A 14405-nucleotide genomic window follows, 5' to 3' on the forward strand; every position below is an offset into this window, starting at 1 on the left:
TCCTGAGGCGTCGCGTCGTGGGTCGCACGATTAGAGTGGGGAGCGTGTATCTGATCGGTCTCACGGGCGGCATCGCCTCAGGCAAGTCCACGGTCGCGCGTCGACTCTACGAACACGGCGCCGTGCACATCGACGCCGACCAGCTCGCGCGACGTGTCGTCGAGCCGGGTACGCCCGCGCTGGCCGCGATCGTCGAGGAGTTCGGTGCCGACGTGCTGCACCGCGACGGCACGCTCGACCGGGCGAAGCTCGGTGAGCGCGTGTTCGGCGATGCAGAGCAGCTCGCGAAGCTCAACGCGATCGTGCATCCCGCGGTGCGGGAGCTCTCGGGCCGCTTGATCGCGAAGGCCGAGCAGGAGGACCCCGATGCCGTCGTGGTCTACGACGTGCCACTGCTCGTCGAGGCATCCGTCGATCATCCGTTCGACCTCATCGTCGTGACCAATGCGCCGCGCCGCGCCCAGGTCGAGCGGCTCGTCGAGGTCCGCGGACTCGAGCGCGGCCAGGCGGAGGCCCGGGTCGACGCCCAGGTCGACAACACCGCACGTCTCGCGGTCGCCGATGTCGTCATCGACACCGACGGCTCGCTGGCGCACACGATGAGCCAGACCGACGAACTGTGGCACCGCATCGTCGAAGAGCGTCGCGCCAGGGCCTGATCGCCGCCTCGTCGGGCTGACAGCCGGCTCACAGGGGGAGTGTCGGCGGGCGCTCCTAGACTGGAGGGCATGCAGGCCACACGTTCAGTTCGGCCGTTCGAGGTCATCAGCGAGTACACGCCGAGCGGCGATCAGCCGGCGGCGATCGCCGAGCTCGCGGCACGCATCAACGCCGGTGAGACCGACGTCGTGCTGCTCGGCGCGACCGGCACCGGCAAGTCCGCGACGACGGCATGGCTCATCGAGCAGGTGCAGCGGCCGACGCTCGTGCTCGCGCACAACAAGACGCTCGCGGCGCAGCTCGCCAACGAGTTCCGCGAGCTCCTGCCGAACAACGCCGTCGAGTACTTCGTCTCGTACTACGACTACTACCAGCCCGAGGCGTACGTTCCGCAGACCGACACCTTCATCGAGAAAGACAGCTCGATCAACGCCGAGGTCGAGCGGCTGCGGCACTCGACGACGAACTCGCTGCTGAGCCGTCGCGATGTCGTGGTCGTGTCGTCGGTCTCGTGCATCTACGGCCTCGGCACGCCCGAAGAGTACCTCGGCGCCATGATGCCGTTGCAGGTCGGCCAGCAGGTCGATCGCGACTGGCTCATCCGCAAGTTCGTCTCGATGCAGTACCAGCGCAACGACGTCGACTTCTCGCGCGGCAACTTCCGCGTGCGCGGCGACACCATCGAGATCATCCCGATCTACGAAGAGCTCGCGATCCGCATCGAGATGTTCGGCGACGAGATCGAGGCGCTCTACAGCCTGCATCCGCTGACCGGTCAGGTCGTCGCGAAGCTCGACTCCGTGCCGGTCTTCCCGGGCTCGCACTACGTCGCGAGCACCGAGGTGATGCAGCGTGCGATCGGCACGATCCGCATCGAACTCGAAGAGCGACTGGCCGAGCTCGAGCGCGAGGGCAAGCTGCTCGAGGCGCAGCGGCTGCGCATGCGCACCACGTTCGACCTCGAGATGATGGAGCAGATCGGATTCTGCTCGGGCATCGAGAACTACTCGCGGCACATCGACGGCCGCCAGGCCGGTGAGGCTCCGCACTGCCTCCTCGACTACTTCGCCGACGACTTCCTCGTCGTCATCGACGAGTCCCACGTCACGGTGCCGCAGATCGGTGCGATGTACGAGGGCGACTCCTCGCGCAAGCGCACCCTCGTCGAGCACGGGTTCCGCCTGCCGAGCGCGCTCGACAACCGTCCGTTGAAGTGGGACGAGTTCAAGGCGCGCGTCGGCCAGACCGTGTACCTCTCCGCAACGCCCGGGCGATACGAGATGGGCATCGCCGACGGCGTCGTGCAGCAGATCATCCGCCCCACGGGGCTCGTCGACCCGCAGATCGTGGTGAAGCCCTCGAAGGGCCAGATCGACGATCTCCTCGAAGAGATCCGCACCCGTGCCGGTCGCGACGAGCGCGTGCTCGTCACGACACTCACGAAGAAGATGGCCGAAGAGCTCACCGACTTCCTCACCGAGGCGGGCGTGCGGGTGCGGTACCTCCACTCCGACGTCGACACCCTGCGCCGCGTCGAGCTGCTCACCGAGCTCCGGGCCGGCGTCTACGACGTGCTCGTGGGCATCAACCTCCTCCGTGAGGGCCTCGACCTGCCCGAGGTCTCGCTCGTGGCGATCCTCGACGCCGACAAAGAGGGCTTCCTCCGTTCGTCGACGTCGCTCATCCAGACCATCGGTCGTGCCGCTCGAAACGTCTCGGGCGAGGTGCACATGTACGCCGACGTGCTCACCGACTCGATGAAGTCAGCCATCGACGAGACCACTCGGCGACGCGACATGCAGCTCGAGTACAACCGGGTCAACGGCATCGACCCGCAGCCGCTGCGCAAGCGCATCGCCGACATCACCGACGTGCTCGCGCGAGAGGAGGCCGACACGGCGGCACTCCTCGCCGGTCGCGACGCGAAGAAGAAGACGTCGGTGCCGAACCTGCGCCGCGAGGGCATCGCGGCCGCCGGCGCCAACGACCTCGAAGACATCATCCGCGACCTCAACGACCAGATGCTGGTCGCCGCGGGGGAGCTGAAGTTCGAGCTCGCAGCGCGCCTGCGCGACGAGGTCTCCGACCTCAAGCGCGAGCTCCGCCAGATGGAGAAGGCCGGACACCTCGGCTGATCGGAGCGGCCGGCCACCGTGATTCGAACGTATGTTCGCTGAGAGCGCGTGTGCTCGAGGCATCCGTGTCGGTGGGTCTCTTTAGACTCGTAGGGTGCCAGTTTCACGTCTCGATGCCCATTCGCACCTGAGTGTCCGCGGTGCTCGCGTGCACAACCTGCAGAACGTCGACGTCGAGATTCCTCGCGATGCGATGGTGGTCTTCACCGGGCTCTCGGGCTCCGGCAAGTCGTCGCTCGCGTTCGACACGATCTTCGCCGAGGGGCAGCGGCGCTACGTCGAGTCGCTGTCGGCGTACGCCCGCCAGTTCCTCGGGCAGGTCGACCGGCCCGACGTCGACTTCATCGAGGGCCTCAGCCCCGCGGTGTCGATCGACCAGAAGTCGACCAACCGCAACCCGCGCTCCACCGTCGGCACGATCACCGAGATCTACGACTACATGCGTCTGCTCTGGGCGCGCATCGGCGTGCCGCACTGCCCCGTGTGCGGTGAGCGCATCCAGCGCCAGACCGTGCAGCAGATCGCCGATCAGCTCATGGAGCTGCCCGAGGGCACCCGGTACCAGGTGGTCAGCCCGGTCGTCTCGAAGAAGAAGGGCGAGTTCGTCGACCTCTTCCGCGATCTCGCTGCGCAGGGCTACTCGCGGGCCGTCGTCGACGGCGATGTCATCCGGCTCGATGACCCGCCGAAGCTCAAGAAGCAGATCAAGCACGACATCTCCGTCGTCATCGACCGGCTCGTCGCCGGACCCGAGCTGCTCGGGCGCCTCACCGACTCGCTCGAGACCGCGCTGCGGCTGACCGACGGGCTTGTGCAGGTCAACTATGTCGACGAGACCGGGCCCGAAGCATGGGCGACCTTCTCCGAGAAGCTGTCGTGCCCCAATCAGCACCCCATCCAGCTCACCGAGATCGAGCCGCGCACCTTCTCGTTCAACGCGCCGTTCGGCGCCTGCCCCGAGTGCTCGGGCCTCGGCACGCGCATGTCGGTCGACGACGCGCTGCTGCTCGGCGACCAGAGCCTCAGCATCGCCGAGGGCGTCATCCTGCCGTGGACCTCGCAGGGCAAGAGCCTCTACAACTACTACGAGAAGCTGCTCGGCGGGCTCGCCCGCGACCTCGACTTCTCGCTCGACACCCCCTGGGAGGAGCTCGACGAGGGCGCCCGCCAGGCGGTGCTGCGCGGCGACAACTTCGAGGTCAAGGTGAAGTGGCGCAACCGCTACGGCCGCGAGATGAGCTACACCTCGGGCTTCGAGGGCGTCGTGCCCTACATCGAGCGCCAGTACCTGCAGGCCGAGACCGACGTGCAGCGCGCCCGGTGGTCCGAGTACCTGCGCGAGGTGCCGTGCCCGGTGTGCGATGGCAAGCGGCTGAAGCCCGAGGTGCTCTCGGTGCTCATCCACGATCACAGCATCGCCGACGTGGGGCTGCTGAGCCTCACCGATGCTCGCGGCTTCATGGATCGCCTCGCACTCACCGACCGCGAGCAGACGATCGCCGCCCAGGTGCTTCGCGAGATCAAGCTGCGCCTCGACTTCCTGATCCGCGTCGGGCTCAGCTACCTCGACCTGTCCCGCGCGGCCGCCACGCTCTCCGGCGGCGAAGCGCAGCGCATCAGGCTCGCGACCCAGATCGGCTCCGGCCTCACCGGCGTGCTCTACGTGCTCGACGAGCCGAGCATCGGCCTGCACCAGCGCGACAATCGTCGCCTCATCGACACCCTCATCGCGTTGCGCGACCTCGGCAACACGCTGATCGTCGTCGAGCACGACGAAGACACCATCCGGACCGCGGACTGGATCGTCGACATCGGCCCCGGGGCCGGTGTCAACGGCGGCACCGTGGTGCACTCGGGCAGCTACGCCGACCTCGTGAAGAACACGCGATCGCTGACCGGCGACTACCTCTCGGGTCGCAAAGAGATCCCGATCCCCGAGCAGCGCCGAGAGATCGATGCCGAGCGCAAGATCGCCGTGCAGGGTGCCGAGGCGAACAACCTGCGCGGCGTCGACGTCGAGTTCCCACTCGGCGTGCTCACGGCGGTGACCGGTGTGAGCGGGTCGGGCAAGTCCTCGCTCGTCAACGACATCCTCTACCGGGTGCTCGCGAACCGCCTGAACGGCGCCCGCAAGGTGCCCGGCAAGCACCGGCGGGTCACGGGCCTCGACCAGCTCGACAAGGTCGTGCACGTCGACCAGGCGCCGATCGGGCGCACGCCGCGCTCGAACCCCGCCACCTACACCGGCGTCTTCGACCGCATCCGCACGCTCTTCTCCGAGACGACCGAGGCGAAGGCGCGCGGCTACCTGCCGGGCCGATTCAGCTTCAATGTCAAGGGTGGGCGCTGCGAGGCGTGCTCGGGCGACGGCACGATCAAGATCGAGATGAACTTCCTGCCCGACGTCTACGTCGCGTGCGAAGTCTGCGGCGGCAAGCGCTACAACCGCGAGACCCTGCAGGTGCACTACAAGGGCAAGAACATCGCCGAGGTGCTCGAGATGCCGATCAGCGAAGCGGCCGACTTCTTCGAGCCGATCTCGGCGATCCACCGCTACCTGAAGACCCTCGTCGACGTGGGGCTCGGCTACGTGCAGCTCGGGCAGAGCGCCACGACGCTCTCGGGCGGCGAGGCGCAGCGCGTGAAGCTCGCCACCGAACTGCAGCGGCGCTCCAACGGCCGCAGCGTGTACGTGCTCGACGAGCCCACGACGGGCCTGCACTTCGAAGACGTGCAGAAGCTCCTGAAGGTGCTCGGCAAGCTCGTCGACAAGGGCAACACCGTCATCGTGATCGAGCACAGCCTCGACGTGATCAAGTCGGCCGACTGGATCATCGACCTCGGCCCAGAGGGCGGCTCGGGCGGTGGCCAGATCGTGGCGACCGGCACTCCCGAACAGGTCGCGGCGGTGCCCGAGAGCCACACCGGCTACTTCCTGCGCGAGATCCTCGACGCGGCGTCGGTGCGTGCCGCGGTCGCCAGCTGAGGCGATGAGCACCGTGCTGCCCGGCACCGAGGGCGTTCCGTACCGCCCGAAGAAGGGCGAGATCCCCACGAGCCCCGGGGTCTACCGGTTCCGCGACGCCGATCGGCGCGTGCTCTACGTGGGCAAGGCGAAGAACCTCCGGGCGCGGCTCTCGAACTACTTCGCGCCGCTCCGAACCCTGCACGAGCGCACGAGGCGGATGGTCACGACGGCCGCTTCGGTGGAGTGGACGGTCGTCGCGAACGAGGTCGAGGCGCTGCAGCTCGAGTTCACGTGGATCAACGAGTTCGACCCGCCCTTCAACGTGCAGTTCAAGGACGACAAGTCGTACCCCTATCTCGCGGTCACCCTCGCTGATGAGGCGCCCCGTGCCGTCGTCACGCGCAACCGCAACATCCGCGGCGCCAGGTACTTCGGGCCGTACCCCAAGGTGTGGGCCGTCAACGAGACGCTCGAGATCCTGCTGAAGCTCTTCCCGATCCGCACCTGCAAGGACTCCGACTACCGCCGCGCGATGGCCAGCGGCAAGCCCTGCTTCGCCGGCCAGATCGGCCGCTGCTTCGGGCCGTGCTCGGGGGTGGTGACGATCGAGGAGCACCGCGAGAGCGTCGACCGGTTCGTCTCGTTCATGCAGAACCAGGACCGCCGCATCCTCGGCGAGCTCACGCAGCGCATGCGCTCGGCTGCGGCGGTGCAGGACTACGAATCGGCCGCCCGCTTCCGCGATCGCCTGCAGGCGGCCACCTCGTTCTTCGAGAAGAGCGCGGTGGTGCTCGGCGAGAAGGTCGACATCGACGTCTTCGGCATCGATCACGACGAGCTCGCCGCCGCGGTGCAGCTCTTCATCGTGCGCGGCGGCCGCATCCGCGGTGTGCGCTCGTGGACCGTCGACAAGGAGCTCGACGTACCGCTCGGCGAGCTCGTCGACTCGGTGGTGCAGAACGCCTACGGCGATGGCGAGGTTCCCCCGGCGGAGGTGGTCGTGCCCGAGTTGCCCGACGATGCCGAGGCGCTCGAGACCTGGCTCGGCACGATCGCCGCGCGCAAGGTGCGCCTGCGGGCCGCCCAACGCGGCGACAAGGCCGCGCTGCTGGCCACCGCCACGCAGAACGCCAAGCAGACGCTCATGCTCTACAAGACTCGGCGCAGCGCCGACTTCACGACCCGCTCGCGTGCGCTCGAAGACATCCAGGAGGCGCTCGGCATGGCCGACGCGCCGCTTCGCATCGAGTGCTACGACGTCTCGCACCTCAGCGGCACCAACATCGTCGCCTCCATGGTCGTCTTCGAAGACGGGCTGCCCCGCAAAGACGAGTACCGACGCTTCACGATTCCGAACTCGACCGACGACACCGACTCGCTGCACCAGGTGCTCACCCGCCGCCTCGCGTACCTGAAGGCCCCCGATTCGATCGGCTCGCCGATCGAGGTCGAGACAGCGAGCACCGCGGCACCCGCCGCGAACACCGGCGACGGTGCCGACATCCCGGAAGGCGAGACGGATGCCGCGGCATCCGAACGCCGCAAGAAGTTCGCATACCGGCCCAACCTGCTGATCGTCGACGGCGGCCAACCGCAGGTGGCCGCTGCGGCACGCGCCCTCGAGGAGTCGGGCGTCGAGGGCATCTACCTCTGCGGCATCGCGAAGCGGCTCGAGGAGATCTGGACGCCCGACGGCGACTATCCCGTGATCCTGCCGCGCAACAGCGACGCGCTCTTCCTCTTCCAGCGGGTGCGCGACGAGGCGCACCGCTTCGCGATCACCCACCAGCGGCAGCGTCGCAAGCGCGACATGGGGAGCGTCCTCTCCGAGATCCGAGGCCTCGGGCCGTCGCGCGTGAAGGAGCTGCTGCGGCACTTCGGCTCGGTGAAACGTCTGCGCGCGGCATCCGAGACCGACATCGCCGAGGTGAAGGGCATCGGTCCCGCTCTCGCGGCGACCGTGCACCGCGCCCTGCACGCCGACGGCGCCCCCGCACCCAGATAGGCTTGGGTGTCGACACGCGGAAGGGGGCCTCGACACGATGACCGCAGATTCCGAGCAGCAGGAGATGCTGATCGTCACCGGCATGTCCGGCGCAGGGCGCTCGACCGTCGGCAACGCGCTCGAAGACCTCGGCTGGTACGTCGTCGACAACCTCCCTCCGCAGATGCTGCGCCCCCTCGTCGAGCTCGTCGAGCGGGCCGGCACGTCGCTGCCGCGCATCGCGGCGATCGTCGACATCCGCGGCCGCGACTTCTTCTCCGAGCTCCGCGAGATCATCCAGGCCCTCCGCACCGGCGTGAACGTGCGCGTCGTCTTCCTCGACGCGACCGACTCCGTGCTCGTGCGCCGCTTCGAGTCGGTGCGTCGGCCGCACCCGCTGCAGGGCAACGGCACGCTGCTCGACGGCATCGGCGCCGAGCGCGCCCGCCTCGCAGAACTGCGCGAGGCCAGCGACATCGTCGTCGACACCTCCGACCTGAACATCCACCAGCTGGCGACGCTCATCACCGAGACTTTCGCCGAAGCCGGCCACGCCGGTCTTCGCATCACGATGCAGAGCTTCGGGTTCAAGTACGGAGTGCCCTCCGACGCCGATCTCGTCGCCGATGCGCGTTTCCTGCCGAACCCGTTCTGGATCCCCGAGCTCCGCCACCTCACGGGCGACGATGCCGTCGTCTCGGAATACGTGCTGAGCCAGCCCGGTGCGATGGAGTTCGTCGAGGCGTACGTGAAGGCACTCGAGCCGGTGCTCGCCGGCTACCAGCGCGAGAACAAGCGGCACGCGACGATCGCGATCGGATGCACCGGCGGCAAGCACCGCTCGGTCGCCCTGGTGCGCGAGCTGGCGAAGCGCGTCTCCGCGCTGCCCGGCGTCGCGGTGAGCGTGAAAGATCGGGATCTCGGCCGCGAGTGATCGCCGGCCCTGCAACACATGAGAGATGGGACGACAAGTGGCACTGACCGCTGACGTGAAAGAAGAACTGGCGCGCGTCGAGGTGTCGAAGACCGGGGTCAGGGTCGCTGAACTGGCGTCGATCCTGCGGTTCGCCGGTGGCCTGCACATCATCTCGAACCGCATCGCGATCGAGGCCGAACTGGACTCCCCGACGCTCGCGCGCCGCGTGACGCGCGACCTGGGGGAGATCTACGGGGTGCGTCCCGACGTCTCGGTGATCTCGCCGACCGGGATGCGCCGTTCGAACCAGTACCTCGTGCGCGTGCTCGAGGGCGGGGAGACGCTCGCGCGACAGACCGGGCTGCTCGATGCCCGCCGCCGCCCGGTGCGCGGCCTGCCGAACAAGCTCACCACGGGGTCGCGCGACGAGGTCGCGGCGATCTGGCGCGGAGCGTTCCTCGCGAAGGGCAGCCTGACCGACCCCGGTCGTTCCGCAGCCCTCGAGGTGACGTGCCCGGGCAACGAGACCGCCATGGCCCTCGTCGGGGCCGCCGGCCGGCTCGGCATCTCGGCGAAGGCTCGAGAGGTGCGCGGCGTGCACCGCGTCGTCATCCGCGACGGCGAGGCGATCAGTGCGATGCTCGCGGTGATGGGCGCCACCGAGACCGTGCGCAACTGGGAGGAACTGCGTCAGCGGCGCGAGGTGCGCGCCACGGCCAATCGCCTCGTGAACTTCGATGACGCGAACCTCCGTCGTTCGGCCCAGGCCGCCGTCGCCGCGTGCGCTCGAGTCGAGCGCGCCATGGAGCTTCTCGGCGAGGGCATCCCCGACCACCTCAAGTACGCCGGCGAGCTCCGTCTGGCGCACCGTGAGGCGAGCCTCGACGAGCTCGGCCACTACGCCGACCCGCCCATGACGAAGGACGCCGTCGCCGGTCGCATCCGTCGCCTCCTCGCGATGGCCGACAAGAAGGCCGCCGACCTCGGCGTGCCCGGCACCGAGGCGAGCCTTCCCGCCGACCTCGACGAGGTCTGAGCGGATGCTCCGTCGGCCGTGCCGCTCGGAGCATGCACGTTCGGCCAGGCAGATCTCCGGGGCATCCGTCGCACGGGTGTCAAGCCCACTGCGCACCACGGGTGCCGAAGCAGCGTCGGGCATAGACTCGAGGGGCAGCCGCGGAATCCCGGGGAGACGCTCGGGGATCCGGCGCATCTGACAAGGAGAAGCAATGGCCGACTACACCCTCCCCGACCTGCCCTACGACTACTCGGCGCTCGAGCCGGCGATCAGCGGCAGGATCATGGAGCTGCACCACTCGAAGCATCACCAGGCGTACGTGACGGGTGCGAACACCGCGCTCGCCCAGCTCGCCGAGGCGCGTGACTCGGGCAACCTCTCGAACGTCAACAAGCTCGAGAAGGACCTCGCCTTCAACCTCGGCGGCCACGTCAACCACTCGATCTTCTGGACCAACCTCTCGCCCGAGGGCGGCGACAAGCCGACCGGCGAGCTCGCCGCGGCGATCGACGACCAGTTCGGCTCCTTCGACAAGTTCCAGGCGCACTTCACCGCCACGGCGCTCGGTGTGCAGGGCTCCGGATGGGCAGTCCTCGCGTGGGATTCACTCGGCCAACGCCTGATCATCGTGCAGTTCTTCGACCAGCAGGGCAACCTGCCCGCCGGTATCGTGCCGCTGCTGATGCTCGATGTCTGGGAGCACGCGTACTACCTCGACTACCAGAACGTCCGGGCCGATTACGTCAAGGCGTTCTGGAGCATCGCGAACTGGGAGAACGTCCAGAAGCGGTACACCGCAGCTGGTGAGAAGACCTCAGGGCTGCTGCTACTGTCGTAAACGGATGGTGTCCTCGGACCTGTCCGGGGACACCGTCGTCCGACCAGTTCACCCGTGAAATGCGCGTTCGCGCCATCGTCAAACAGGAGACATCTGTGTCTGTAAAGATCGGCATCAACGGCTTCGGCCGTATCGGCCGCAACTACCTCCGTGCCGCCCTCGCACAGGGCGCCGACCTCGAGATCGTCGCCGTGAACGACCTCACCGACAACAAGACGCTCGCACACCTCCTGAAGTACGACTCCATCACGGGTCGCCTGGACGCGACGGTCGACTACGACGAGAACAACATCATCGTCGACGGCAAGCCCATCAAGGCCTTCTCCGAGCGCGACCCCGCGAACCTGCCCTGGGGCGAGCTCGGCGTCGACATCGTCATCGAGTCGACCGGGTTCTTCACCAAGGCCGCCGACGCCCGCAAGCACATCGAGGCCGGCGCGAAGAAGGTCCTCATCTCGGCCCCCGCGACCGACGAAGACGCGACGTTCGTCATGGGCGTCAACGAGCACGAGTACGACCCCGAGAAGCACAACATCATCTCGAACGCGTCGTGCACGACGAACTGCCTGGCCCCCCTCGCGAAGGTCTTCAACGACGCCTTCGGCATCGAGCGCGGCCTCATGACCACGGTGCACGCCTACACCGCCGACCAGAACCTGCAGGACGGCCCGCACAAGGACCTCCGTCGTGCGCGTGCGGCTGCGATCAACATCGTTCCGACCTCGACCGGCGCGGCGAAGGCCATCGGCCTCGTGCTCCCCGAGCTCGTCGGCAAGCTCGACGGCTTCGCGCTGCGCGTTCCGGTTCCCACCGGCTCCATCACGGACCTCACCGTCACCTCGTCGCGCCCCGTGACCGTCGACGAGGTCAAGGCCGCCTACAAGGCCGCCGCCGAAGGCCCCATGAAGGGCATCCTCAAGTACACGGAAGACGAGATCGTCTCGAGCGACATCGTCTCCGACCCGCACTCGTCGATCTTCGACGCCGGCCTCCTGCGCGTCCTGGGCGACCAGGTCAAGCTCTCGAGCTGGTACGACAACGAGTGGGGCTACTCCAACCGTCTCGTCGACCTCACCGAGTACGTCGCCGAACGACTCTGAATCGAGCTCCTGTGACCCTGCGAACGATCGATTCCCTCGGTCCGCTCGCCGGCAAGCGCGTCGTCGTCCGTTGTGACCTGAACGTCCCCCTTCGGGACGGGGTCATCACGGACGACGGCCGCGTGCGGGCATCGGTCCCCACCCTGGCGGCGCTCGTCGCCCAGGGCGCCCGCGTGATCGTGGTCTCCCACCTCGGTCGCCCCGACGGCGCACCCGACCCCAAGTACAGCCTCGCGCCCGTCGCGGCCCGCCTCGGCGAGCTGCTCGACGCCCCGGTTGCATTCGCAACCGACACGGTCGGCGCGGATGCCGCGGCGAAGGTCGCGGCTCTCGCCGACGGCGAGGTGCTCGTGCTCGAGAACCTGCGGTTCAATGCGGGGGAGACCTCGAAGAACGAGGCCGAGCGCACCGCCTTCGCCGGCGAGCTCGCCGAATTCGCCGACGCGGTCGTCTCCGACGGCTTCGGCGTCGTGCACCGCAAGCAGGCGAGCGTCTACGAGCTCGAGCAGCTCCGTCCGAGCGCTGCAGGCCTGCTCATCGCGGCCGAGCTCGACGTGCTCGACCGGCTGACCGAGAACCCCGAGCGCCCGTACACGGTCGTGCTCGGCGGCTCGAAGGTCTCCGACAAGCTCGGCGTCATCGCGCACCTGCTGCCGCGCGTGGACGCGCTGCTCATCGGTGGCGGCATGCTGTTCACCTTCCTCGCCGCCCAGGGGCACAAGGTCGGCTCGAGCCTGCTCGAAGCCGACCAGATCGAGACCGTGAAGGGCTACCTCGCCGAGGCAGCCGAGCGCGGTGTCGACATCGTGCTGCCGACCGATGTGGTCGTCGCTGCGTCGTTCTCGGCTGACGCCGAGCATGTCGTCGCACCCGCCGACGCGATCGAGCAGACGCCGTTCGGGGCATCCGGTCTGGGACTCGACATCGGGCCCGACACCGCGTCCGAATTCGCGAACCGCATCCGCGGCTCCAAGACGGTGTTCTGGAACGGCCCGATGGGCGTGTTCGAGCTCGAGCCGTTCGCTGCGGGCACCCGCGTGGTCGCAGCGGCACTGACACAGGTCGACGGCCTCAGTGTCGTCGGCGGCGGCGATTCCGCCGCCGCAGTACGTCAACTCGGCTTCGATGACGCTCAGTTCGGTCACATCTCGACCGGCGGAGGCGCGAGCCTCGAGTTCCTCGAAGGTAAGAAACTTCCCGGACTGGAGGTCCTCGGATGGCAGTGAAGCGCACCCCGTTCATCGCAGGCAACTGGAAGATGAACCTCGACCACCTGCAGTCGATCGCGTTCGTGCAGAAGCTCGCATGGGCCCTCGCCGACGCGAAGCACGACTTCGCCGACGCGGAGGTCGCGGTCTTCCCGCCGTTCACCGACCTGCGTTCGGTGCAGACGCTCGTGGCGGCCGACTCCCTGCCCATCGGCTACGGTGCGCAGGATGTCTCGGCGCACGACTCCGGTGCCTACACCGGTGAGATCTCCGGCGCGTTCCTCAAGCAGCTCGACTGCCGGTACGTGATCATCGGTCACTCCGAGCGGCGCACGCTGCACGCGGAGTCCGACGCCGAGGTCAACGCGAAGGTCAAGGCCGCGCACCGTCACGGCCTCGTGCCGGTCATCTGCGTCGGCGAGACCGCGGAAGACCTCGAGGCCCACGGCCCGAGTGCCGTTCCGGTCGCGCAGCTGCGCGCGGCCCTCGACGGCGTCGACGGCTCGAAGGGCCTCGTCGTCGCCTACGAGCCCGTCTGGGCGATCGGCTCGGGCCAGGCGGCGACGCCCGCCCAGGCTGAGCAGGTCGCGGCGGCACTGCGTGCGCTCCTCGTCGAGCTCCTCGGCGAAGAGGTCGCCCAGTCGACCCGGGTGCTCTACGGCGGTTCGGTGAAGGCGGCGAACATCGCCTCGTTCCTGCGTGAACCGAACGTCGACGGGGCCCTCGTCGGCGGCGCGAGCCTCGACATCCCCGAGTTCGCGAGCATCGTGCGGTTCAAGAAGCACGTCGGAGCCTGATATTTCCGTACCCGGGAGCGCGTGCGCTCCCGGGTACGGTCATGCTTCCGGCTATACTCGAATGTCGGCATCGACCCATCTGTCGTGCCCGGAAAGGTTCACCCCGTGGAGATTCTCCAGGTCGTCCTGCAGGTGCTGCTCGGTCTCACGAGCCTGCTGCTGACGTTGCTCATCCTGCTGCACAAGGGTCGTGGCGGCGGTCTGTCCGACATGTTCGGCGGCGGTGTCACCTCCAGCCTCGGCGCATCGGGGGTCGCGGAGCGAAACCTCAACCGGATCACAGTCATCCTGGCGCTGATCTGGATCACGTGCATCGTCGTGCTGGGTCTCATCACCAAGTTCGACTCCGGAATCTGACGGGAACACCATGGCATCAGGAAACAGCGCAATCCGCGGGTCGCGCGTCGGAGCGGGTCCCATGGGCGAACAGGATCGCGGCTTCCACGCCGATCGTGTCGCCATCAGCTACTGGGACGCACACGGCAACGAGACCGTGCGCTACTTCTCGGCGACGCTCCCCGACGAGGAGATCCCCGAGACCATCGACAGCCCGTCGACCGGCCTGCCGGCCGGCCGCGACCGCGAGAACCCGCCGTCGGTGTCGAAGCTCGAGCCGTACAAGACGCACCTCGCGTACGTGAAGGAGCGCCGCACCGATGAAGAGGCTGCGGCCCTGCTCGACGACGCACTCACCCAGCTGCGCACGCGTCGCGGTCAGGGCCCCAAGGACTGACGCACGACGCGCGACGTGAGAAGGGGGCGGCCTGATGGCCGCCCCCTT

At 68.1% G+C, this 14405-nt stretch carries 12 protein-coding genes; all 12 read left to right on the top strand.

From position 1 onward, the window contains the following. Positions 1 to 44: 44 nt before the first annotated feature. A complete protein-coding gene (gene coaE / locus BUR99_RS03635) occupies positions 45 to 659 on the top strand; it encodes a dephospho-CoA kinase (protein WP_074258956.1) in 615 nt (204 codons plus the stop codon). A 69-nt stretch (positions 660 to 728) separates the two neighbouring features. Beyond that, the gene (gene uvrB, locus BUR99_RS03640) at positions 729 to 2795 is read left to right on the top strand and encodes an excinuclease ABC subunit UvrB (protein ID WP_074258957.1); all 2067 of its coding nucleotides are present in this window, start codon (positions 729 to 731) and stop codon (positions 2793 to 2795) included. 94 nt (positions 2796 to 2889) lie between these two features. After that, a complete protein-coding gene (gene uvrA, locus BUR99_RS03645; protein ID WP_074258958.1) occupies positions 2890 to 5781 on the top strand; it encodes an excinuclease ABC subunit UvrA in 2892 nt (963 codons plus the stop codon). A gap of 4 nt (positions 5782 to 5785) precedes the next feature. Further along, positions 5786 to 7768 carry an excinuclease ABC subunit UvrC gene (uvrC, locus tag BUR99_RS03650; RefSeq protein ID WP_074259460.1) on the top strand — a complete coding sequence of 661 codons (1983 nt, stop codon included), beginning with the start codon at positions 5786 to 5788 and terminating at the stop codon, positions 7766 to 7768. A 37-nt stretch (positions 7769 to 7805) separates the two neighbouring features. Beyond that, positions 7806 to 8681 (top strand): RNase adapter RapZ, encoded by an 876-nt coding sequence (gene rapZ, locus BUR99_RS03655; protein ID WP_074258959.1) that lies wholly within the window; start codon positions 7806 to 7808, stop codon positions 8679 to 8681. A gap of 37 nt (positions 8682 to 8718) precedes the next feature. Further along, positions 8719 to 9699, top strand: coding sequence for a DNA-binding protein WhiA (gene whiA / locus BUR99_RS03660; protein ID WP_074258960.1), 981 nt, complete (start codon positions 8719 to 8721; stop codon positions 9697 to 9699). Between the two features lie 193 nt (positions 9700 to 9892). Continuing rightward, entirely contained in the window at positions 9893 to 10519 is a 627-nt protein-coding gene (locus tag BUR99_RS03665; protein WP_074258961.1) for a superoxide dismutase, read from the top strand. Positions 10520 to 10614: 95 nt separating this feature from the next. Beyond that, complete coding sequence (gene gap / locus BUR99_RS03670; protein WP_074259461.1) at positions 10615 to 11619, top strand: type I glyceraldehyde-3-phosphate dehydrogenase; 1005 nt, start codon at positions 10615 to 10617, stop codon at positions 11617 to 11619. An 11-nt stretch (positions 11620 to 11630) separates the two neighbouring features. Beyond that, positions 11631 to 12845, top strand: a complete 1215-nt coding sequence (locus tag BUR99_RS03675) for a phosphoglycerate kinase (RefSeq protein ID WP_074258962.1) — start codon at positions 11631 to 11633, stop codon at positions 12843 to 12845. Further along, positions 12836 to 13624: a triose-phosphate isomerase gene (gene tpiA / locus BUR99_RS03680; protein ID WP_074258963.1), complete on the top strand. Its 789-nt coding sequence runs from the start codon at positions 12836 to 12838 to the stop codon at positions 13622 to 13624. The genes BUR99_RS03675 and tpiA overlap by 10 nt, the downstream gene beginning before the upstream one ends. Before the next feature lie 105 nt (positions 13625 to 13729). Further along, positions 13730 to 13981 carry a preprotein translocase subunit SecG gene (gene secG / locus BUR99_RS03685; RefSeq protein ID WP_074258964.1) on the top strand — a complete coding sequence of 84 codons (252 nt, stop codon included), beginning with the start codon at positions 13730 to 13732 and terminating at the stop codon, positions 13979 to 13981. Positions 13982 to 13991: 10 nt separating this feature from the next. After that, on the top strand, positions 13992 to 14357 hold the full coding sequence (locus BUR99_RS03690) for an RNA polymerase-binding protein RbpA (protein WP_074258965.1): 366 nt from the start codon (positions 13992 to 13994) through the stop codon (positions 14355 to 14357). Positions 14358 to 14405 lie beyond the last annotated feature (48 nt).

This window comes from Agromyces cerinus subsp. cerinus, from assembly GCF_900142065.1.
GTDB classification, from domain to species: Bacteria; Actinomycetota; Actinomycetes; order Actinomycetales; family Microbacteriaceae; genus Agromyces; species Agromyces cerinus.